Source organism: Marinobacter zhanjiangensis (assembly GCF_014651935.1).
GTDB classification, from domain to species: domain Bacteria; phylum Pseudomonadota; class Gammaproteobacteria; order Pseudomonadales; family Oleiphilaceae; genus Marinobacter; species Marinobacter zhanjiangensis.
In genome coordinates this window covers 282,928-305,433 of record NZ_BMXV01000006.1, presented here as the reverse complement: position 1 = coordinate 305,433, position 22,506 = coordinate 282,928, and the positions used below count along the sequence as shown (strand labels likewise).

Sequence of the window (22,506 nt, the reverse complement as noted above, 5' to 3'; positions counted from 1 at the left end):
TCTTGTTGTAAGTGATCACTTACTTTTAAAAGCGCAATCCGCCGATACCAGGGGGGAAAAAGCTTCGGCACAATCGCCATCCTGAATTCTAGGATAGTGGAAACGAAATGGACGAGGGCAACTCCAGGGAAGATGGCACGACGCTGCTTGAACTGATGGTAACACTGGCAATCAGTGTATTGTTGTTTGCGATCACCACAACATTATGGACGCCGGTTACGGAAAGAGTGCAGGCTTCTTCAGTCCAGACCAATCTTCAACGGGCATTTACGCTGGCACGAACGACAGCGGTGCATCGCAGGACCATCGTGACACTCTGCCCGACCCGACAGGATGGAACGTGCACGAGTGACTGGCAGCTCCCCGTCACCGTGTTCCTTGATACCGAGAATCTGAAGAAAATCAAAAGTGACCGTCAGGTCATCAAACGCCTCACCTTACACGATGCCGGTCGAATCATTCCGAGCAAAAGCGGAAGCAGCCAAAGACGCTACTTCCAGTTTAACCCGGATGGTACGTCGAAAGGATCGATTGGCAACCTGACATGGTGTCCTGAATCCCGCACTCCCGAAAGAGCCAACCATGTACGCATCAACTTTGGTGGTCGGTTAATCTGGTCACGAGACCGCAACGGTGATGGCATTGTGGAAAACGCCAGCGGCAACAATATTCACTGCCCTTAGCTAAGCTTACCAGCAGTCGGCTTCAGCAGCACCGCGTGTGCCCTGTTCGTTGAGTGTCAGGGTCCCGCACCGATCCCCGTTCTGCAATGCGGTCGGCTGGGCCTGTAACTCGAAATCCGATCGACCCACAGCGCCGTTAAAGCTGATGTTGTATGCCGTCGGTTCAGCGGCGTTTCTTGGCGATGTCGTGAAAGGAAGCGCCGGGTCACCACCACCATCCCGATAATCAAACGTGGTCGAGTACCGCCGCTCCATCCACTGGGCCAGCTCGAGCAGGTCAGCCTGCGCCAGATTGCGGCGCGTCCGTTCGACGTGCGACTGGTAAGAGGGGTAAGCAATTGCGGCGAGAATGCCTACGATTGCGACAACTATCATTAACTCAATCAGGGTAAAACCATTGCCCGCTTTTGCCTGAGGTTTTCTCATGTCCACGTCCATAACTGACTGCATAATAAATATGCGCCAGCTCAGAAAACCTGGGCTGGCGCATGATCGGCTTTTCTATCGGAGCTGTTCCCAATTGATCCTGCCCCAATTAACGTTCCCCTCTTCCTGAATGGTATCGGCCTGACCAGAGGAGCCGCTGACCACTTTACACTCGTCGTCGTCAACGCAGCCTTTTATAACCGTTGGGGTATTGATGATGCCGATGTCCGGATCAATCCCTGACGGCGGCACATCCTCGCAGTCACCCTCACATTCGGGGTCGTCTACGCGGTCCTCGTCATTGATTTCACCGTCGTTATTGATATCGAATACCTGGTAGTTCAAACGTCCGCCAGTGTAGAGCGATACCTCCATCAACCAGCTACGACCACCTGCTGCGCAGGGGTCCTCTGAGGGAATCAGTGTCGGGAAGATGACGCGGTCCGAGCGAACGAGGGCTTTGGCAACCACCCTCTCACCCTGGGCCCCAGGACCGCCATTAGACTCTTTCCAGAGCAAATCAATGTACCAGCCATTGTAGGCACTTCCACTGGGCTCATTTTTCGAAACCACCCGAACCCGGTTTCCGCTCACGGTCCCCTCGTTCAGAATTTCCTGCTCCAGCAGATCACCGCGCTCAACCAGCTCCCCACGATCGACAATACCGTAGAACGAATCCACTGTTGGGTCGTTCGGGACGACATTGTCACCCACATCCTGGAAAGTACCGGTGCCGAAGAACAACATCACGTCACCCTGCTCGTTCAGCGCAGCCACGGGGTCAGCGGTAATGCTCTGGCCTACAGCTGCCTCAAACAATGGCGTAATTGTAGAGCCACTCTTCAAGGAAGCGGGCGCATCCCAGTCATTGGTGCTGGCGCTGTCTAGGTCAACTCGCCAGATCCGTCCTTCCGTGTCACCAACGTACATCCTGTCTGCAACACGGTCTCGATTCAGGTCGATCAGGACCGGCGAGCCGAGGTCGGCACCACCAGTCGGCAGTTCGATGGTTTCAATCACATCACCCGTGCCAGCCTCCAGCAACCAGACGACACCGTCGGTGAAACCGGATTCATAGCCGCTGCTAACAGCCACTCCGAACTCGCCAGTGGCCAGCGCAAAGATAGCCGGTTGCTGCATCATATATCCCATATCCGGGTGCGAGAACTCCCAGAGAACTTCCGACGCACCCATGCTTTCAGGATCAGTGACATCCAGAGCAAACACCGTCTTGCCGCCAGCCCCTGTGGTTCCAACGGCAATGGTTTTCCAGCCAAGTGTGCTGCCAAGCCAGGCATCGCTTACCCGCGGCGTACCATCCACATAGAAGCGATGTTCATATTCCGGCTCTGTCAGTTCCCAAAGGTTGGCGAATACGCCCGTGGGAGCATAGGCAAACAGTTCTTCACCGCCATCGTTAGGATCCACGCTGCCATTGAACCCGTGCAGCATCCCGTCATTAGCACCGACCAGAATCAATGGCGGACGATCCTGATAAACATTGCTGGCCCGGAAATCCGTATAGCTGTCCACACTCCCAAAACCGGCCACGGAAGATAGCCATTGATACCCGAAGTTCTTCTGATGCACGTACTGGGGAGAGGAGTTGACAATGTCACCCAGACGACTGTCCCGCTGCCGGAAGGGCCGTGTCTGGTTGTTGTCGGTCTGCTCCTTAGTCCGGATACCCCGGAGATAGTTCAGCCGGTCTTGTCCCACGGAAACATCCGCCAGGGAGCCGCCCTCGGTCATCCGCAGGGCTTCTTGCTGGTCAGGTGTCAGATCGTCCCATTCAAAACTCTGCCCGGTCGTGGTCAGCATCGCATCCCCGTCAGTCACTAACGGGGATGCAGTCAGGATATTCCGATTGTTGATTCCAAGGTCCGTCATATCGTCGAGCTTCTCAGCAGCGGACCATATCGGAGCCACCGAAATCTCTCCCCCGTCGGATAGCTCAAAGGCCCTCAACTCACCACTCCAGGCGGAACTATCGAACGACGCCTGGAAGATGGCGGTATCGGACTGGAGCGACGTGGAGTTGGCGGCCACCGAGGAAGCCGAACTGGACATTTCAGCGGTGATATTCCTGAACGCTTCCCGCAGGCTTTCGATCATCCGGTCTGCCTGACCGGCTATATAGAAGTTATCGGGACGTTTGAAACTGGTACCGCCAACAGTTACCGTTTCGTTGTTGGTATGCCACCATGATTCGGGCAAGGCTTCCGTTCTGGTATAGGGGTCAAAGTTTACTTCGTCAGCCTCATCCTCCGGAATCACGAACCCACCGTACTTGGCTGCGAGGTAGTACTGATTGTTGGAGGGGCTCGCCAGGTTCTGGTTTTCCAGAACATCAACCCAATGGGTTGATGCAGTCTGGATCCCGGGCAGATCCGGTCGCATGTCGACGGTGTGATTGTCGTAAGCAAGTCCGGCAATGTAAGCCGTGTTCTGGCGACCGGTGAATTCGCCTGTCCCCAGGTTAACGACCCCTTCCAGATCACCGACCTTGTTGGTCGCGGTCGTTACGTTGACCGTATCATCACTGCTGACCTCGTCAGGCAGGGAAGGCTCATCCCCCCTATAGGACGTACCCGGCAAGTTACCATCATCGTGAGTGTTCACATCGCCTATGCCCAGAATCACATTTGATTGGCACTCATACTGTATCGGGTCATCCCATTCCGTAATGACGGGAAAACCATCTGTATATCTATCGATATTACTGGTAAGCGAAGAGTAGGAAGGCACATTTCCCTGATTTTTCAAATAACGGGTAGCTGTGTAATACAATTCACTGACCGGATCCAGAGCCTTGTGGTCAAACTCATTCAGCTGACCAAACTTGTTAATATAATTAATGACGCCGCTGTTTGTTATAGTGCCTGGCGTATTGGTGGCATCATCAGGATTGGGATTTGTCGTAAACACCCCGGTTTCTGCATCCCATTCCGCATTTGGATTCTCGACAAACCCTTCCCCCTCAACGAACTTCAAAGGTCCTACATACTTTTGGTTGGCGCGCAGGACCCCACCATCCCGACTGCTATTGGGATCGTTGAGATAGCCAAAAACACTGTAGCGGATATCCCGGGCATTCTGTTGGATCAGGCCTTCTGGTTTCCAGCCCTGACCATACTCCCGACAGTTGTCCTCCAGGCCAGCGCTCTCGTCACAGACCTTGACCCGTACAGCCGCCCGGTAACTTCCGGTCGCGTTCACATCTATCGTACTGTCCGGGTCATACCAGGCTTGTGTATCATCCACCCCGGAATCGTTGAGACTGAACCTCATATCAGTTTCAAGCCCCTCAATCTTTACCCTGACTCGTGACACACCACTGTTGAAAGGCGTAGCACCAGCCACCTGATCGCCAGATATCTCTCTGACGGTCAGGCCACTCTGACCGGGGTGCCGGGCTTTCTCAAGCCAGGTTTCCGTGGCGGTATCCCTTACCCGGTAACCACCAGTCAACACCTTGCGGAACGGGTCAATGGTTTGAGTAGCGGCCCAGTTGAGAAAATTACCACTCCATTCTCCTGCTCCATTACATGTCCTGTCCGATGCCGGGCTGCTCGGGTAGAAATGATTGCCAGCATCGTCATCCGTAACGAAGCTGTATTGATAGCACTTCTGGGGATCAAAATACCCTTCAAACTGTCTGTCCGAACTGTAGCTGCCCAGGTTAGCCAGGCTCTGGACGGTCGGGTACTCAACAGACGGCGTCAGCACCAGGTTACCCGGCACCCCGCTACCACCACCCAGAAACAAGGGAGACTGAGCCACCTCGGCCGACGAATACTGGAGAGGAGCAAGCGTAAGCAGCAAAGCCGCTCCACAATGTGCGACCCTCTGGTCACATGCCATCCGAACCTTTCCCACAAAAGCATTTAATAGATTCATATCCCAATCTCCGCTGCCCCAAAACCCTGAAGCAAGTTACTCGTTCTTGAATACAGTGGTGATAACCGCCGCTGAGTCCTCGGAACCGCCATAACCAAGTGCCGTCACTCGGTAATACACAGGTTCGGTAAACGTTGACAGGTCCGTCCCCGGGGGAACAATCGAATCAATCTGCTCAATGTAATAAACGGGCCTTGATGATGTCCTGTCGATGTCCGCCCCATACTCGATGGTGCCATTGCCATCATCCTCGATGTTGGCCATCCAGTCGGGCCGATCATCGGCGCCGACGCGGTAGAGCCCGTCATTATTCGGGAAGCTCGCTGGCGGGTCCTCACGCAGGAAACCCTCCGCCTCCCTCACAGCCGCCTCTGCCGCCTGGAAAGCCAGCTCCTGATCCTGCAGGTTACCGGTCATCCGGTCCTGCAGGGTCGTGCTCTGCATACTGGCAACTCCTATCAGGCTCAGCAGCAACAGCATGATCAGCGACACAATCAGCGCCGAACCGGACTGCCCTCCCCTTATGGATCCCCCCCTGGGGAAGCCACCCACTACCTTGATCTCGCTCATGGATCTCACTCCAAACGGTTCCGGATACCAACAGTAAATGCCCCGACAAGTCGGGCCCGACGATCAGCGCCAGGGTCTACTTCCGTGCCCACCAGGTTAAAGGTTCTGGTGTTGTCCTCGTCCAGAATTCTGTCGTCAGACCGCATCAGCAGTCCGAACCGTACGCTGACCACGTCCTCCCAGTCGTCGACCTGGTCAGCGGGAACATAGGTCTCGGCGCGGCGTTCGTTCTGACTCACGCCGTAGAGGAGTTGCAGACTTTCCACGCCGGAGACGATTTCTATGGGGTTGCCGTCCGCAGCGCCCGGCTCGAGGGCTACCTGGAACAGGGCCGGTTCGCCACCGGCGCCGATGCCAACGAAATAACCGGTGCTTCTGTAGGTGTAGACCGACGATTGATCGGTATGAGTGGCAAGCTCTTCGTCATTCGTATTACCGGGAGAACCACCGAGGCCTCGGGTGATGGAGCTCGAGGTGGCCTGGTTAGACTTCTGGAACCGATCACCACCACTGCAGTCACCCATGATTGCCACCAGGATCGTGCCCTGGGGGATTCCAGTTTGTCCGTCCGTACCAATCGTGTTTGCCGGCTGACCCGGATTGTCTGCCAATGTGACGCTGGCCCTGACGGAGCCATTAAGCACCAGAATATCGCTACCCTGCACCGCATTATTGGCGATCACTGGTGGCACAGTGTCAGCCTCGCCATTTGTCCAGCCGCCATTTCCTGCAACGAAAGCGCCCACCTCATGATCGTTGCCCAATCCTGTGTTAGGTGCATCCCAGCCAACCACGGCACGTTCAAAATTAAACAGTTCGTCGTTATACGCGGCGCTCCCGGTATTGAGGTGTTCCGTAGGTTGGCCGATCAGACAACCATAGTGGCCCGCCATCCGCGCGTCACGGCTCAGTCTCGACAGGGAGAAACGCAGGTTCTCCTGTAGCATTGCGATTGCATCACTGGTTCGGTAGGTCTGGCTGGAGCCCAGAAAAACCTGCGTGACGCCCAGGGTCAAAACGGTTCCCAGGAGCAGTGCTATCATCAGCTCAATGAGCGAAAGTCCTATTTGCTTCCGCGGGAGACGCCGCTCTGAAATCAACAAACTGGCCATCGTCAGATCTCCGCCGCCATAGTCAGTGAACCATCGTCGTCATTGCCCGAATTGGCATCCCAGGTCACCTGTACGGTTACCGTGCTATCAGCCACATTCACGGAACCGGTTCCGTTCGGCAACAGACACGCCAGTGAGTTTTGCCATTCGGCGAGATCATCCGCTGCAACACCTGCGTTATCGATGGAAAAGTTTTCGTTACAGTCCGGATCGTTCAGGGCGTCAACCTGATACGCAGCCAGGTTGCTCCTGTTTGCCCGGGCCCTTTCAAAGATATCATCGGCCAGGAAAATGGCCTGGCTGCGATTACGGGCTTCACTGGTCATGGTTAACCCGGTGGACTGCAGGGAACCCAGGCCGAGCAGGCCAACAGCGAGAATCAGGAGCGAAATCAGCACCTCGATCAAACCAAAGCCGGCATGCCGATGTGACATATCCGGCACCTTGCCTTGAATACCAGAACAACACTTGTTCATGGGCAATCATTCCTCCCCATCCGGACCTGACCACTAACCAATATGCTGATTTCCCGTTCCGCGCCCGCTTCACCAGCATCGCAGTCCGCAGGACGGACCTGCACCTGAAGCATGGCGGGCCCGGTGTCCCGCTCCCCCCGGCGGTTAAAGGTGACCGAGGTAAAGCCCGCGGCGAAATCCGAACTTGGCTCGTCAAATTCACGAATAAGATCGGCAGCACAGTTGGCGCCGGTATGGACACACCAGCCATCACCAAAACCGGCTCCATCTGCGGAAAGCGACACGTCATTTCCTCTTTTTACCGCCTCACTGCGGGCCAGCTGCACGGCCGACATAAAAGCATTTGCTTCCGTAGTCACCTGGTTCGATCGAATAATTCCCTGGAAGGAGGGGACCACCAAACCGAGAATGATTGCCATGATCGCCATCGTGATCAGTAGCTCAATCATCGTAAAACCAGAACTTCGCTCTCTTCCGTACATAGCCCACTTCCATCATGACCTGGAGAAAGATTAACCGGCATCCATTGTGCCATCTAGCTGGAATCGATGAGCGGTTTTTGTTGGCGGATAAGCGGTATAAAGGGGGTTCAGGGCGTGACGGGCGTCACAGGGCCGGGATCGAGGCTGTAGGGGAGGTTGCTGGCTTCTTTCGGGAGGCTTCTCCCCCCCTCCCGCAGGTGGGGAGGGGCTGTCCAGACCGGATATCGGGAAAACGGATCAGACGTTTACAGCCTCAATGCGCAGCTCTTTCGGCATGGAAAAGACAATATTCTCTTCCCGGCCTGTAATTTCCTCGGGGACTGTACCGCCCAATTCCTGCAGGCGCTTGATCACGTCATTGACCAGCACTTCCGGTGCCGAGGCGCCGGCGGTTACACCAACCGTTGCTCGGCCCTCAAGCCACTGGGGCTCGATCTGCCCGGCCTCATCGATCAGGTAGGCCGGGGTGCCCATGCGTTCGGCCAGTTCCCGCAGGCGGTTGGAGTTGGAGCTGTTAGGGGAGCCCACGACCAGCATCAGGTCACAGTCGCCGGCCAGTTGCTTGACGGCGTCCTGGCGGTTCTGGGTGGCGTAGCAGATATCGTCCTTGCGGGGGCCTTCGATGTGGGGAAACCTGTCCCGCAGGGCGTCGATGACCCGGGCTGTGTCATCCATGGACAGGGTTGTCTGGGTGACATAAGAAAGTCGCTCGGGGTCTTTCACCTCTAGGTTCGCGACGTCCTTTTCGTCTTCCACCAGATAGATGTCACCACCATTGCCGTGATCATACTGCCCCATGGTGCCCTCGACTTCAGGGTGGCCATGGTGGCCGATCAGGATACACTCACGGCCATCGCGACTATAGCGCATGACTTCCAGATGCACCTTGGTGACCAGCGGACAGGTGGCATCGAAGACTTTCAGGCCCCGGTCGGCGGCTTCTTTCTGCACCGCCTGGGAAACGCCGTGGGCGCTGAAGATGACGAGGGTGTCGTCAGGCACCTCTTCCAGTTCATCCACGAAAATGGCGCCACGGTTGCGGAGGTCGTCCACCACATATTTGTTGTGGACCACTTCATGGCGCACGTAAATCGGCGCCCCGAACACTTCCAGGGCCCGGTTGACGATTTCGATGGCTCGGTCTACCCCGGCGCAGAAGCCGCGGGGATTAGCTAGTCTGATTTGCATGGTACCTTGATTACTCGGGCCTGCTAACTTGGGAGTCTGGCTTCGCTGCGAGGTGTTGCTCTCCGGGACACGCCGTGAATCCATCCATGGAGGCTCTTCAAAAACGTCCATGTTTTTGAAGGTCCCGGAGAGCAACACCTCACATCGAATCCTCGTAACCTTCTGCAATCCGCCAGCTAATGAGCGGTGGCAACAGGTTCAACGTCGATAATCTCCACTTCAAACGTCAGTGTACGCCCTGCCAGCGGATGGTTGAAGTCCACATCCACCTGATCGCCTTCCACGCGGCTGACCACACCGGGCAATTCACTCTGTCGGGCGTCGGCAAAGGAAATCATTACACCGGGCTCCAGAACCATATCGGCGCTGAACTCGTGGCGCTTGAAAGTCTGAACGTTGCTGGGATTGTGCTGACCAAAGGCCTTCTCCGGCGGCACCTCGAAGACATTCCGATCACCAGCCTTGAGGCCCATCAGGTAGGCCTCGAAGTTTTCCGGCAGGTTCTCGTCGCCGATTTCCAGGGTCGCCGGCTGCTTGTCGAAAGTAGAGTCGATCACCTCGCCGTCCGGAAATTTCAGGGCAAAGTTGAGGGTCACCCGGGTACCCTGGTCGATGGGCAGGTCGTTCATGGTTCAGTCGCTCCCATCCGCCGCCTGGTCAGCAGGCTTGCGGAAAATATCGAGGATCATCATGCCGGCACCGATAGTGATTGCGGTATCGGCCAGGTTGAAAGCCGGGAAGTGCCAGTCCTGCCAGTAAAAATGCAGGAAGTCCACCACGTAGCCGTGGACGACGCGATCGTAGACGTTGCCGATGGCGCCGCCGAGGATCAGGGCAATGGCCACTGCAACCCAGGTCTCGTTCCGCTTGAGCCCCTTGAGCCAGTAGACCAGCACGACGCTGACCACAATCGCCAGCGCCACGAAGAACCAGCGTTGCCAGCCGGCGGCACCCGCCAGGAAGCTGAACGCCGCACCGGTATTGTGCAGCAGCGTCAGGTTGAACATCGGCATAACCGGCACCGGGTCACCATAAGTCAGCATGGCTGTGGCCAGCGCCTTGGTGCCCAGGTCCAGAGCAATGACCGCCACGGAAAGCCAAAGCCATTTCAGCTTGGTGCCCGTCTGCTGTTGTGTCATGGCAGCGTCCATCCGGATGGTCATCTCCGTCAGGCGAAGGTGCGGGTTTCGCCCGGGCCTTCCAGGTTGGTGATGCACCGGCCGCACAGGTCGGTGTACTTGTCGTGCCGGCCCACATCCTCACGGTGGTGCCAGCAGCGCTCACACTTGGCATGGGCCGCCGCCGCCACCTTCACCATCAGGCCTTCGTGGCTGCTCTGCTCGGCGCCTTCAGCTTCTGCCAACGGCCGCACCGTGGCTTCCGAGGTAATCAGCACAAAACGCAGTTCCTCACCCAGATGCTCCAGCTTGCCGGCCAGATCATCGTTGCAGTACAGCGTTACCTCGGCACTCAGAGAGCCCTTGATCTCGCCACGGCCGCGGGCCTCTTCCAGGCATTTGTTTACGGCTTCCTTCACGCTATAGATCTCGCGCCAATAGTCGCGGCCAAGATCGGCGTTGTCTGACAGAGCGGTCAGGCCGTCGTACCAGGTTTCGTAGAATACCGTGTCGCCACGCTTGCCGGGCAGGTGCTGCCAGATCTCGTCGGCGGTGAAGCTGAGGATCGGCGCAATCCACCGTACCAGGGCCTCGGCCACGTGGTACAGGGCGCTCTGACAGGAACGACGGGCCAGGCTGTCCGCCGGCGTGGTGTACTGGCGATCCTTGATGATATCCAGATAGAAGCCGCCCAAAGTCGCTTCACAGAAGTTGTAGACCTTCTGGTAGATGCGCAGGAAGGCATAGTTGCCATAATCCTCGTCCAGTTCCTCCTGCAGCCGCAACGCACGGTCCACCATCCAGCGATCCAGGGCAATCATATCCTCCGGCACCACCATGTGCTCTGCCGGGTCGAACCCGTTGAGGTTGCTCAGCAGGAAGCGGGAGGTATTGCGGATACGGCGGTAGCCGTCGGCAGTCTGCTTGAGGATGTCCCTGGACACGGTCATCTCGCCACTGTAATCGGTGGCGGACACCCAGAGGCGCAGGATATCGGCGCCCAGCTCGTTCATCACCTCCTGGGGTGCGATCACGTTACCCAGGGACTTGGACATCTTGCGGCCCTTGCCGTCCACGGTGAAGCCGTGGGTCAGCACCTGCCGGTAAGGGGCCACGCCATTCATGGCAATGGAGGTCTTCAGGGATGACTGGAACCAGCCACGGTGCTGGTCGGAGCCCTCCAGGTACATATCCGCCGGGAACTGCCCCAGCTCCGACCGGGGCCGCAGGACCGACTCGTGGGTAACGCCGGAATCGAACCACACATCCAGGGTGTCAGTCACCTTCTCAAACTGGTCTGCATCGGCGCCCAGCAGCTCACCGGCATCCAGGTCGTACCAGGCGTCAATGCCATCTTTCTCGATGGACTGAGCGGCCTTTTCAATCAGCGCCTGGGTGTCGGGGTGAAGCTCCTGGGTTTCCCTGTTCACGAACAGGGTGATAGGCACGCCCCAGGTGCGCTGACGTGAGACACACCAGTCCGGGCTCTGCTCGAACATGGCCTCGATACGATTTTGGCCCCAGGCGGGCACCCAGCGCACACCCTTGATGGCTTCCAGGGCGTCGGCACGCAGGTTTTCCTTGTCCATGCTGATGAACCATTGAGGGGTCGCCCGGTAGATCAGCGGGGTTTTGGTGCGCCAGCAGTGGGGATAGCTGTGCTGGAACTTCTCCGAGCGGACCAGTTTGCTCTCACGCTCAAGGGCACCACAGACCGGATCGTCCGCCTTGTAGACGTGGACACCGGCGAATTCGCCGGCGGCCTCGGTATAGGTGCCATCGGCCTTGACCAGGTTGATGGTGCCAATGCCGTACTCCTTGCCCACCTGAAAGTCTTCCATACCGTGATCCGGGGCGGTATGAACGGCGCCGGTACCGGCGTCGGTGGAAACGTGATCGCCCAGTATCACCGGCACCTGCTTGTCATAGATCGGGTGGTGCAGCAGGAGCCGCTCCAGGGCCTCACCCTTGCAGGTGGCCAGCACTTCATACTGCTCCACGCCCCAGCGACCCATGATGTCTTCCACCATTTCCGCCGCCAGGATCATGCGCTCCGGGCCATTTCCGACATCGGTCTGCACCAGGGCATAGTCCAGCTCACCGTGGAGCGAAACCGCCTGGTTGGCCGGAATGGTCCAGGGGGTGGTGGTCCAGATCACCACGGACACATCGCCTTCGCCCTGATCGGTACCAAAGGCTTCCAGAACCCTGCCCCGCTCGACAGCGGTAAAGCGCACATCGATCTGGGTCGAGGTCTTGTCCTGATACTCCACCTCGGCCTCGGCCAGGGCGGACTGCCCGACCACGCTCCAGTACACCGGCCTGAAACCACGGATGAGGTGACCCTTGGCGACGATCTTGCCCAGGGCGCGGACAATTCCCGCCTCCACTTTCGGGTCCATGGTCAGGTAGGGCTTGTCCCACTCGCCCATCACGCCCAAACGAATGAAGTCGGCCTTCTGGCCTTCGATCTGCTTTGTCGCATAGTCGCGACAGGCCTGGCGGAAGGTCTTGTAGTCCACCTTGACGCCGGCCTTGCCGATTTCCTGCTCAACCTTGTGCTCGATGGGCAGGCCATGGCAGTCCCAGCCCGGCACATAGGGCGCGTCGTATCCCTTGAAGCTCTGGGACTTGACGATCATGTCCTTGAGAATCTTGTTGACCGCATGACCGATATGAATGCTGCCGTTGGCGTAGGGGGGGCCATCATGGAGGATGAACTTGTCACGGCCTGCCCGCTGCTGGCGCAGGGTGCCGTACACATCCAGGTCCTGCCAGCGCTTGAGCATGTCCGGCTCGCGTTTGGCCAGGTTACCGCGCATGGGGAAGGCGGTTTCAGGCAGATTCAACGTATGCTTGTAGTCGCTCATAATCTCTCGGTCAGTGTTGGTTGGCGACCGTGCCGTGGTCGGCGATCCACGCCCGGGCGTCGTCGAGGTCCCGGGCGATCTGGTCTTTGAGTTCATCAATGGAGTCAAACTTGATCTCGTCCCGCAGCGGCTGACGGAACGTGACCGCTATACGCTGGCCATAAAGTGTGCCAGCAAAGTCCAGCAGGTGCACTTCCAGGGACGGCTGGCGACCATCCACCGTGGGGCGCAGGCCGATATTGGCAACACCGTCGCGATGACGGCCGTCGGGCAACTCGACATCCACCACATACACCCCCCGCAACGGAGCCAGCCGGCCCAGCATGATATTCACCGTGGGGGCGCCTATGGTGCGCCCCAGCTGCCGGCCGTAAACCACCCGCCCCCGGATGGTATAGGGATGGCCCAGCAGGCGGCCCGCCAGTGACAGGTTGTTCTCCTGAAGCGCGTGACGGATGCGGGTGCTGCTTACCCGGTCGCCGTCAACGGTGACAGTACGGGTGTTTTCCACGGAAAAACCGGCCCTTTCCCCAACCTGGTTCAGCAGCCGGAAGTCGCCGGCCCGGTCACAGCCGAAGCGGAAGTCGTCCCCTACCACTAGGTGGTGCACCTTCAAACCGTCTATCAGCACATCCTCGATAAAGCCCATGCCGGAGTAACTGCGGAAGTTTTCGTCAAACTTCAGGCAGAGTACACAGTCCACACCATAGGACAGGATGGCTTCAAACTTCTGGCGGAAGCCGGTCAGCCGGGGCGGCGCCTCATCACCCTGGAAGAACTCCCGGGGCTGGGGCTCAAACACCATGACCACTGACGGAACCCCCAGGGCCTCGGCCTTTTCCTTCACCTGCTCAAGGATGGTCTGGTGCCCCAGATGGACGCCGTCGAAGTTGCCCACGGTGGCAACACAGCCCTGCGACAGGATGAAATCGTCCCGGCGAGACAGCAGTTTGAGGTTTTTCAGCCCCCGAATCAGACGCATGCCTACAGCAAACCCTCTGTTGTCAGCTTGCCAGCGACGGTAGATCGCTGGTGAGAAAACGCGCGATTATAACCTATCGACGGACGAAATGTCTTATACGTACACCCGCCAGGACCAGCGCCAGGAAGTAGGCGCCCGCCCCGGCAACCACCAGCATGGCCATATCCGCAGCGCGGTCCATCGCGCCCGCCGCCATCCATGCACTGACCGGCTCATTAAGCAGCAGAATAACCCCTGCCAAAACCAGGTTCGCCACCAGCAGCTGCAACAGAAACCGAATGGCCCCGGGCTGGGACTTCCAGGCCCCCTGCTTCGACAGCCCACGCCATAACAACAGTGCGTTCAGCCAGGCGGAAATCGAGGTAGCCAGGGCCAGACCGGCATGAGCCAGGGGCACGATCAGCGCCAGATTGAGCACCATATTGGCCACCATGGCGAATATGCCGATTTTTACCGGGGTGACGGTATCTTCCCGGGCAAAGAAACCCGGTGCCAGCACCTTGATCAGCATGAACGCCAGCAGGCCCAGCGAATAGGCCCGCAGGCTTTGCGCGGACATCGCCACGTCCCGGTCGGTGACCTCGCCATAGTGGAACAGGGTGGCAATCAGCGGCTCCGCCAGCATCACCAGCGCCACGGCGGCGGGCAGCCCGATCAGCAGCACCGCCCGCACGGCCCAGTCCACCGTGGCTGCGAAATCGTCCCTGGACTGGGCCGCATGTTTGCGGGACAGGTTGGGCAGAATCACCGTACCGATGGCAATGCCGATCACACCCAGAGGCAGCTCCGAGAGACGGTCAGAATAGTACAGCCAGGACACGCTGCCAGTCTGCAGGAACGAGGCCAGCACCGTGTCCAGCAACAGGTTGATCTGGCTGACAGACACCCCGAACAGGGCCGGGGCCATCAGCTTCAGAATCCGCTTGACTCCCTCATGGCGGTAATCCACCCGGGGGCGCGGCATCAACCCCAACCGCATCAGGAACGGCAGCTGGAAGAACAGCTGCAGCGCGCCGGCAATGACCACACCCCAGGCCAGGGCCATCACCGGCTGCGCCATCAGCGGCGTCATGAAAATGGCCGCGCCAATCATCGACAGGTTCAGTATCACCGGGGTGAATGCCGGCACGGCAAACCGGTCATAACTGTTGAGGATAGAGCCGGCAAAAGCGGTCAGTGAAATCAGCAACAAATAGGGGAAGGTGATGCGCAGCATGTCGCTGGCCAGGCCGAACTTCACCGGATCATCGGTAAACCCCGGGGCGAATAGGGCGGTCAGGACCGGCGAGCCCACCATGGCCACCAGGGTGACCCCGAGCAATACCAGCCCCAGGGAGCCGGCCACAGCGTTGACCAGCCCTCGCACCTCACTCACGTCACCCTTTTCACGGTAGACGGACAGCACCGGCACAAACGCCTGGGAGAAAGCGCCTTCGGCAAACAGGCGGCGCAGGAAATTGGGAATCTTGAAGGCCACAAAGAAGGCGTCAGCGCTGGCGCCAGCACCAAAATAGCGGGCGATAACCATGTCGCGCACCAGCCCCAGCACCCGGGACAGCATGGTCATAATCCCTACAACACCAGACGAACGCAGCAACCCCGGGGCTTTGGAGGGTTGAGACGGGACTTCCGGAGTTTCCGACTGACTCATTCGGACCGCTTCCTGTGGTGGAGGTGGCGGGAGTTTATCACAGGCTTCCCGGTGCTCGTGAAACCTCCCTGCCACTTGACATTGAAGGCTTGTGGAGGCATGATTCCGCGTCATTTATTTTGACGCGTCGAATGCAGTGGGCGCGGCGACGATTGTCGGGGCGGCTTCGGTGAAGACGCTCCCAGCGAATCCAGATTTTCACTCAGATTTTTCAGGAGTTACACGGTGGCAAATACCCCGCAAGCCAAGAAGCGCGCACGTCAGAACGAGAAGAACCGCAAGCACAACGCCAGCCTGCGTTCCATGGCGCGCACCTATATCAAGAAGGTCCAGAGCAAGATCAACGCCGGCAACTACGAGGAAGCCCAGAAGGCTTTCCAGGAAGCCCAGCCGATCATGGACAGCATGGTTAACAAGGGCGTTATCGCCAAGAACAAGGTTGCTCGGCAGAAGAGCCGCCTGAGCTCCAGGATCAAGGCCCTGAAAGCCTGATCCGCAGTCTGGCGACACAAAAAACCCCGCTTGAAAGCGGGGTTTTTTTATTGCCCGGAGAAAACACCCCGCAACCGGTCAGACCAGCACCATGTTGTCCCGATGGATCATCTCCTCATCGGACACATAGCCCAGCACATCCGTAATCCGGTCACTGGAACGGCCAGCAATGGCCCTTGCCTCATCCGAATCGTAGTTGATCAGCCCGCGGGCCACCTCTTGGCCACTCTCATCCACACAGGACACCATCTCACCGCGGCGGAACTGCCCGGCCACACCTTTTACGCCAACCGGTAAAAGACTTCGACCGCCCCGACACAGAACCTGAACGGCGCCGGCGTCGATGGTCACCCGCCCCCGTGTCTGCAGGTGGCTGGCCAGCCACTGCTTGCGGGCCGCAATCCGGCCCTGTTCCGGCAGTAGCAGGGTACCAATCTCTTCACCTTCCCGCAGCCGACTGATCGCCTGATCGAGACGACCACCCACGATCACCGTGAAGGCGCCGGACCGGGCCGCCAGGCGCGCCGCCCGAAGCTTGGTCTGCATGCCGCCGCGACCCAGCGCACCGGCGCCACCGCCGGCCATGATATCCAGCTCCGGATCTCCGGCCCGGCGCTCGGTGACCAGCCTGGCGTCCGGGTGCTTGCGGGGGTCGCTGTCAAACAGGCCATCCTGATCGGTAAGGATGATCAGGCCATCCGCTTCGATCAGATTGGCCACCAGTGCACCCAGGGTATCGTTATCACCAAAGCGGATTTCGTCGGTAACAACCGTGTCATTCTCGTTAACGATAGGAATGACACCGAAGTCCAGCAGGGTTCTCAGGGTACTGCGGGCATTGAGGTAGCGTTTGCGATCGGAAAGATCATCGTGGGTCAGCAGAACCTGAGCCGCGTTGCGATCATGGCGGCGGAACTGGGCCTCCCAGGTCTGCACCAGCCCCATCTGCCCGACCGCCGCAGCCGCCTGCAGCTCGTGCAGGTGTTCGGGACGCCGGCTCCAGCCTAGCCTGGTCATGCCCTCGGCAACCGAGCCGGACGACACCACCACCACCTCGACACCTTCGCGAATCAGGTCGGCAATTTGATCAACCCAGCGCGCCAGCGCGGGCACATCCAGCCCCCGACCGTCGTTGGTCAGAAGTGCGCTGCCAATCTTGATCACCAGGCGCCGGGCCCGGCGCACCTGCTCACGTTCACTCATGGTTACTGGGTCGTTCCTGCTGAGCCCTGGTCATAAGGGCAGGTTCATTCCGGAGCGTAGACTACCTCGACGTCGTGATCGTCATCATCAGGGTCGTCATCGTCATCATTTTCCCGGGCGGCGCGCCGAATGGCCTTTTCTTCCTCTATCCCGTTCCGCGCTTCTTCGTCCATCTGCTTGCGACGTTCCGCCTCTTCCTCTGCCAGGTCGGGATTGTCCGCCTCTTCCCGGGCACGCTCTTCAATCCAGCGCATGATCGCCTGAGTCAGATCCCTGGTGCCCTCGCCACTGATCGCGGAAATCCGGAACACCGGCCCCTGCCACCCAAGTTCGTCGATGATGGCCTGACAATGGGCCTCGCGCTCATCCTCCGCCACCATGTCCACCTTGTTGAGCACCAGCCAGCGATCGCGGCTGGCCAGGGTTTCGCTGAACTTTTCCAGCTCATGCTCAATGGCCCGCACCGCATCCGCCGGCGACGAACCGTCATAGGGCGCCACATCCACCAGATGCAGCAGCAGCCGGGTACGCACCAGGTGCTTGAGGAAGCGGATGCCGAGGCCGGCGCCCTCGGCGGCACCCTCGATCAGCCCGGGGATATCAGCGATCACAAAGCTTTGATGCTCCTGGACCTTGACCACACCCAGGTTGGGCACCAGCGTGGTAAACGGGTAGTCCGCTACCTTGGGTTTGGCAGCGGATACCGAACGGATAAAGGTGGACTTGCCGGCATTGGGCATGCCCAGCAACCCCACATCCGCCAGCACTTTCAGCTCAAGACGCAGGTTGCGGACCTCACCCTCGGAGCCGTTGGTGGTCTGGCGCGGAGCGCGATTGACCGACGACTTGAAGCGGGTGTTGCCCAGACCATGAAACCCACCCTGGGCCACCTTCAGCCGCTGGCCGGCATAGGTCAGGTCGCCAAGCACTTCATGGGTATCCATATCCACCACGGTGGTGCCCACGGGCACCGGCAGCACCAGCTCATCACCCTTGGTGCCGGTACAGTTGCGACCGGAACCCGGCTGACCGTTCCGCGCCTTGTGCTTGCGCTGGAATCGGTAGTCGATCAGGGTGTTGAGGGATTCCTCGGCCTCCAGGTATACGGAGCCACCATCGCCACCGTCACCACCGTCAGGACCGCCCTTGGGAACGTATTTCTCTCGCCGGAAACTCAGGCAACCGTGACCGCCCTTGCCCGCTTCCACGATGATGGTGGCTTCGTCTACAAATTTCATGGTTGAACCTATTGCGCTCTGCGCATAAACAAAAAAACCCCGCAGGCTCTGGCTCCCGCCGGCCTGTTGCTGCCGGACAGAAAACCTCAAAGCTTTGCGGGGTTTTTGCCGGCCCTGTTACCGAATGATATCAGAGCCGGGCATCACCGCGACTTACGCCGCTGGAACGATGCTTACGAACTTGCGGCCCTCGGGACCCTTGGTCTCGAACCTGACCTGGCCATTTGCGGTTGCAAACAGTGTGTGGTCCTTGCCCAAACCTACGTTGTCACCGGCGTGGAAACGAGTGCCACGCTGACGAACAATAATGCTGCCTGCAGGTACCGTCTCGCCACCGAAGCGCTTCACACCAAGTCGTTTCGACTCGGAATCGCGACCGTTACGGGTACTACCTGCTGCTTTTTTGTGAGCCATTACAAGCCTCCTTATCTGAGGGGTTACTCAGGGGGTCTTAGCCCTGGATACCCGTGATCTTGACTTCAGTGAACCACTGACGGTGGCCCTGACGCTTCATGGAATGCTTCCGGCGACGGAACTTGATGATCTGGATCTTGTCATGACGACCGTGATCAACCACCTCGGCAGTCACCTTGGCACCATCCACTACCGGTGCACCCACCTTGATGTCGTCACCATTGCCGACCAGCAGAACGCGATCAAACTCAATGGTACCACCGGTTTCGACTTCCAGCTTTTCCAGCTTGAGTGTTTCGCCTTCCTTTACCCGGTGCTGCTTGCCACCGCTAACAATAACTGCGTACATATGTACCTTCTCCGCGATTGACCCATCCCTGCTCTTATCCGCCTGGTTCTAAGGGAAGCGCTCTGGCAACCCTATAGCAGGGAGCGCAGGTTGGGATGAGTTGGGGCGCGTGATTGTACGAAAAGCTGCCACTCTTTACAAGCCAAGTTGACACTGATGACCGCAATACCTAGCATTGCCGCGACCTGCCTGTTTTATCAGACAAATCACTTTTCAGGGGATCGGACAGCCGCATGACTGCCCAGCGCATACACGATACCGTCGCGGACGACTTTACCCGCGTCAATGACCTGATCATCAAGCGGCTTTCCTCGGATGTCCCCCTGGTGGAAAAGATCGCCCAGTACATCATCGAGAGCGGCGGTAAGCGCCTGAGACCCTTACTGGTTTTACTGTCCAGCCGGGCCCTTGGGTACGACCGCGACGACCACCTGAAGCTGGCCGCGGTCATCGAGTTCCTGCATACCGCCACCCTTTTGCATGACGATGTCGTAGACACATCAGATATGCGGCGGGGGCGCAGCACTGCAAACGCACGCTGGGGAAATGCGCCAAGCGTACTGGTAGGGGATTTCCTCTACGCCCGTGCCTTCGAGATGATGGTGGAACTGAAAAGCCTGCCCATCATGGAGATTCTGTCTCACGCAACCGCGGTAATCGCCGAGGGCGAGGTTCTGCAGTTAATGAACGTCAAGAACCCGGACTTGAGCGAGGAAAAGTACATGGAGGTCATCCACAACAAGACCGCCATGCTGTTCGAGGCCGCCTCCCACACCGGTGCCCTGCTTGCGGGTGCGGACGACAGGCAGGAAAAGGCACTCAGGGACTACGGCAAGCACCTGGGGCTCGCGTTCCAGCTGGTGGACGATGCCCTGGATTATACCGGCGACGCCGATGCCATGGGCAAGAACGTGGGTGACGACCTGGCCGAAGGCAAAGCCACCCTGCCGCTGATCCATGCCATGGCCAGCAGCCACGAGAGCGACCGGCAGCTGATCCGCCAGGCCGTCCGCAAGGGCGGACTGAATGATTTACCCTGCATTCTTGCCATTGTCAACGATTCCGGCGCCCTGGAATACACCATGGCCAGGGCCCGTGAGCAGGCGGACCTGGCGCGACAGTGTGCCCTGGTTCTGCCAGACTCTCCCCAGACTCAGGCACTGCACCTGCTGACCGAGCTGGCCGTAGAGCGGGTCAACTGAACCCGGCGGGCAGTTCGATCAAAGAAAGGAACGCCCGTGAGGCCCGTCAAAATCCAGCTCCGGGCCCACCGGCACAATCTGGGTAGGATTGATGGTTCGCTGGCTGACGTAGTAGTGCCGCTTGATCTGCTGGATATCGACCGTATCCGATACCCCCGCCACCTGATAAAGATCCTTCACGTATCCCGACAGACTCAGATAATCGCCGATACGCTGCCGATTGCACTTGAAGTGACTGAAGTACACCGCGTCGAACCGGATCAGGGTGGTAAAAAGCCGCCAGTCCGCCTCGGTCAGCTCATCTCCCGTCAGGTATCGCTGACCACTGAGGCGCTCCTCCAGCCAGTCCAGGGACTCGAAAAGCGCGCCATAAGCATCCTCGTACTTGTCCTGCGCCGTCGCAAACCCCGCCTTGTACACACCATTATTGACCGTGTGGTAGACCCGCTCGTTTACCCGGTCGATTTCCTCCCGTAAAGATTCTGGATAGAAATCCAGGTCGCGGCGCACACCGTCCAGTTCATCGAATGCTGAATTGAACATGCGGATGATGTCCGCCGACTCATTGCTGACGATGGTCTCCCTCTCTTTATCCCAGAGTGTAGGCACAGTAACCCGTCCGGTGTAATCCGGAGCCGCCCGGGTATAGACCTCATGCAGGAAACGGGCATCGTGCAGATGGTCCTGGTGACGTTCGTCCCCTGGCCGGAATTCCCAGCCGTTCTCAACCATATCCGGGTGCACGACCGAAACCGTGATGTGAGACTCCAGCCCCTTCAGTTTCCGGAAAATCAGCGTCCGATGGGCCCAGGGGCAGGCCATGGACACGTACAGGTGATAACGACCGGACTCTGCCCGGAACCCACCCTCGCCCGCAGGCCCGGGTGAACCATCCGCGGTCACCCAGTTACGGAAACGGGCAGCTTCCCGCTCGAACTTGCCGCCCGTCTTGTCAGTGTCGTACCACTGGTCGTGCCATTCGCCATCTACCAGCAACCCCATTTTTACCCCCTTGTGGTTTTGCCACGGAATACACGAACAAATACCTTTATAACCTTTCGTGGGTTTCGTGGGTTTCGTGGCAAGGAATTTTCAGTTTTTGCTTTCCGTGTTCTTCAGTGGATTCCGTGGCTGAAAAAGACATGAATCAATGGCAGACAGCTTAGCCACCACCCTGCTACGCTCCAAGCAATCAATTCTGGCCATCACCTTCAGATAATTCGAACATGCACACAGCCATCACCATCGACGCCCTGAAAGTACTCGACGCCATTGACCGCAAAGGCAGCTTCGCGGGTGCCGCCAGCGAACTGTTTCGGGTGCCATCGGCCATCAGTTACACGGTCCAGAAGCTGGAAGAGGACCTGGACGTGGACATTTTTGACCGGAGTGGTCACCGGGCCACACTGACGCCCGCAGGCCGCTATCTTCTCAACGAAGGCCGTTCACTGCTGGAGGCCACGGAAGCCCTCGCCCATACCACGCGACAGGTGGCCCAGGGCTGGGAGACACGAATAAGGATCGGATTCAATTCACTGCTGCCCGCCGAGGCGATGTTTCCCGCGATCAGGGAGTTTTACGACCTGGGCATTCCGGTTGAGGTGCAACTGGTGGAAGAAGTATTCACCGGCACCTGGGATGCGCTGCAAAGCCGTCGCATCGATCTCGCCATAGGCGCCGACCAGATGAGCAGGCCAGCAGGTGACTTTTCCACCCGCAGCCTGGGCCGGGTACCGTTCGTGTTTGCGGTCGCGGCCGATCACCCACTGTCCGGCGAGCCCCATCCACTGACCGAACAGGACATTGCCCGCTATCCGGCGGCGGTGGCGGCTGACAGCTCCCGCTCACTACCCCCCGGAAGCGCGGGGATTTTCAGGCGGCAACAGACCGTCACGGTCACCAACATCGATCAGAAAATTGCACTTCAGGAAGTGGGGCTTGGTGTGGGCTGGTTGCCCCGTTACCGGATCGTCCGGCAGCTGGAAGCGGGCTTACTGGTAGAAAAACCGGTGGACATTCCCCGTGAACCCATCGCGGTTCACATTGCCCGCCGCAGCGAGGATCAGGGCAAGGCGTTGCAGTGGTTCTGGGAAAGGCTCAGCCAGCCCGGACTCTTCCGGGGCTGGCTGGATATCGAGTAGGAAGCCGGC

Annotated in this window: 21 protein-coding genes; 4 read left to right on the top strand and 17 right to left on the bottom strand. The window is 58.7% G+C overall.

What is annotated here, in order from left to right:
- Positions 1–107 precede the first annotated feature (107 nt).
- Positions 108–683, top strand: a complete 576-nt coding sequence (locus IE079_RS14410) for a GspH/FimT family pseudopilin (RefSeq protein WP_189577482.1) — start codon at positions 108–110, stop codon at positions 681–683.
- Between the two features lie 6 nt (positions 684–689).
- Here IE079_RS14410 and IE079_RS14405 read toward each other — a convergent pair whose 3' ends face one another.
- The 12 genes from IE079_RS14405 to murJ all read right to left on the bottom strand — a co-directional run bounded on the left by IE079_RS14405 (position 690) and on the right by murJ (position 15,458).
- On the bottom strand, positions 690–1,109 hold the full coding sequence (locus tag IE079_RS14405) for a type IV pilin protein (RefSeq protein WP_189577481.1): 420 nt from the start codon (positions 1,107–1,109) through the stop codon (positions 690–692).
- 75 nt (positions 1,110–1,184) lie between these two features.
- On the bottom strand, positions 1,185–5,009 hold the full coding sequence (locus IE079_RS14400) for a pilus assembly protein (RefSeq protein WP_189577480.1): 3,825 nt from the start codon (positions 5,007–5,009) through the stop codon (positions 1,185–1,187).
- Positions 5,010–5,045: 36 nt separating this feature from the next.
- Complete coding sequence (locus IE079_RS14395) at positions 5,046–5,579, bottom strand: pilus assembly PilX family protein (RefSeq protein ID WP_189577479.1); 534 nt, start codon at positions 5,577–5,579, stop codon at positions 5,046–5,048.
- Positions 5,580–5,584: 5 nt separating this feature from the next.
- Positions 5,585–6,691, bottom strand: a complete 1,107-nt coding sequence (locus IE079_RS14390) for a PilW family protein (protein ID WP_189577478.1) — start codon at positions 6,689–6,691, stop codon at positions 5,585–5,587.
- A 2-nt stretch (positions 6,692–6,693) separates the two neighbouring features.
- Complete coding sequence (pilV, locus tag IE079_RS14385; protein ID WP_189577477.1) at positions 6,694–7,125, bottom strand: type IV pilus modification protein PilV; 432 nt, start codon at positions 7,123–7,125, stop codon at positions 6,694–6,696.
- A gap of 38 nt (positions 7,126–7,163) precedes the next feature.
- Positions 7,164–7,649 (bottom strand): GspH/FimT family pseudopilin, encoded by a 486-nt coding sequence (locus IE079_RS14380; protein WP_189577476.1) that lies wholly within the window; start codon positions 7,647–7,649, stop codon positions 7,164–7,166.
- Between the two features lie 237 nt (positions 7,650–7,886).
- Complete coding sequence (gene ispH / locus IE079_RS14375) at positions 7,887–8,837, bottom strand: 4-hydroxy-3-methylbut-2-enyl diphosphate reductase (RefSeq protein ID WP_189577475.1); 951 nt, start codon at positions 8,835–8,837, stop codon at positions 7,887–7,889.
- Between the two features lie 176 nt (positions 8,838–9,013).
- Positions 9,014–9,466, bottom strand: a complete 453-nt coding sequence (gene fkpB / locus IE079_RS14370) for an FKBP-type peptidyl-prolyl cis-trans isomerase (RefSeq protein ID WP_189577474.1) — start codon at positions 9,464–9,466, stop codon at positions 9,014–9,016.
- A gap of 3 nt (positions 9,467–9,469) precedes the next feature.
- Positions 9,470–9,988: a signal peptidase II gene (lspA, locus tag IE079_RS14365; protein ID WP_189577473.1), complete on the bottom strand. Its 519-nt coding sequence runs from the start codon at positions 9,986–9,988 to the stop codon at positions 9,470–9,472.
- A 17-nt stretch (positions 9,989–10,005) separates the two neighbouring features.
- A complete protein-coding gene (gene ileS / locus IE079_RS14360) occupies positions 10,006–12,825 on the bottom strand; it encodes an isoleucine--tRNA ligase (RefSeq protein ID WP_189577472.1) in 2,820 nt (939 codons plus the stop codon).
- A 10-nt stretch (positions 12,826–12,835) separates the two neighbouring features.
- Positions 12,836–13,807, bottom strand: coding sequence for a bifunctional riboflavin kinase/FAD synthetase (gene ribF / locus IE079_RS14355; RefSeq protein ID WP_189577471.1), 972 nt, complete (start codon positions 13,805–13,807; stop codon positions 12,836–12,838).
- A gap of 73 nt (positions 13,808–13,880) precedes the next feature.
- Positions 13,881–15,458 carry a murein biosynthesis integral membrane protein MurJ gene (murJ, locus tag IE079_RS14350; protein ID WP_189577470.1) on the bottom strand — a complete coding sequence of 526 codons (1,578 nt, stop codon included), beginning with the start codon at positions 15,456–15,458 and terminating at the stop codon, positions 13,881–13,883.
- A 225-nt stretch (positions 15,459–15,683) separates the two neighbouring features.
- Here murJ and rpsT point away from each other — a divergent pair, with 225 nt between their 5' ends.
- A complete protein-coding gene (rpsT, locus tag IE079_RS14345; RefSeq protein WP_189577469.1) occupies positions 15,684–15,950 on the top strand; it encodes a 30S ribosomal protein S20 in 267 nt (88 codons plus the stop codon).
- Between the two features lie 78 nt (positions 15,951–16,028).
- On the opposite strand, the gene proB is transcribed toward rpsT, so the two are convergent.
- From proB to rplU, 4 genes are all read right to left on the bottom strand, one after another.
- The gene (gene proB / locus IE079_RS14340) at positions 16,029–17,153 is read right to left on the bottom strand and encodes a glutamate 5-kinase (protein ID WP_189577468.1); all 1,125 of its coding nucleotides are present in this window, start codon (positions 17,151–17,153) and stop codon (positions 16,029–16,031) included.
- Between the two features lie 44 nt (positions 17,154–17,197).
- Positions 17,198–18,391 carry an Obg family GTPase CgtA gene (cgtA, locus tag IE079_RS14335; protein ID WP_189577467.1) on the bottom strand — a complete coding sequence of 398 codons (1,194 nt, stop codon included), beginning with the start codon at positions 18,389–18,391 and terminating at the stop codon, positions 17,198–17,200.
- A gap of 153 nt (positions 18,392–18,544) precedes the next feature.
- Positions 18,545–18,805 carry a 50S ribosomal protein L27 gene (rpmA, locus tag IE079_RS14330; RefSeq protein WP_189577466.1) on the bottom strand — a complete coding sequence of 87 codons (261 nt, stop codon included), beginning with the start codon at positions 18,803–18,805 and terminating at the stop codon, positions 18,545–18,547.
- 37 nt (positions 18,806–18,842) lie between these two features.
- A complete protein-coding gene (rplU, locus tag IE079_RS14325; protein ID WP_189577465.1) occupies positions 18,843–19,154 on the bottom strand; it encodes a 50S ribosomal protein L21 in 312 nt (103 codons plus the stop codon).
- Positions 19,155–19,387: 233 nt separating this feature from the next.
- Here rplU and ispB point away from each other — a divergent pair, with 233 nt between their 5' ends.
- Positions 19,388–20,356, top strand: a complete 969-nt coding sequence (gene ispB / locus IE079_RS14320; RefSeq protein WP_189577464.1) for an octaprenyl diphosphate synthase — start codon at positions 19,388–19,390, stop codon at positions 20,354–20,356.
- 18 nt (positions 20,357–20,374) lie between these two features.
- Here ispB and IE079_RS14315 read toward each other — a convergent pair whose 3' ends face one another.
- Complete coding sequence (locus IE079_RS14315; RefSeq protein WP_189577463.1) at positions 20,375–21,358, bottom strand: glutathione S-transferase family protein; 984 nt, start codon at positions 21,356–21,358, stop codon at positions 20,375–20,377.
- Between the two features lie 224 nt (positions 21,359–21,582).
- On the opposite strand from IE079_RS14315, the gene IE079_RS14310 reads away from it, so the two are divergent.
- Positions 21,583–22,497, top strand: a complete 915-nt coding sequence (locus IE079_RS14310) for a LysR family transcriptional regulator (protein ID WP_189577462.1) — start codon at positions 21,583–21,585, stop codon at positions 22,495–22,497.
- Positions 22,498–22,506: the final 9 nt, after the last annotated feature.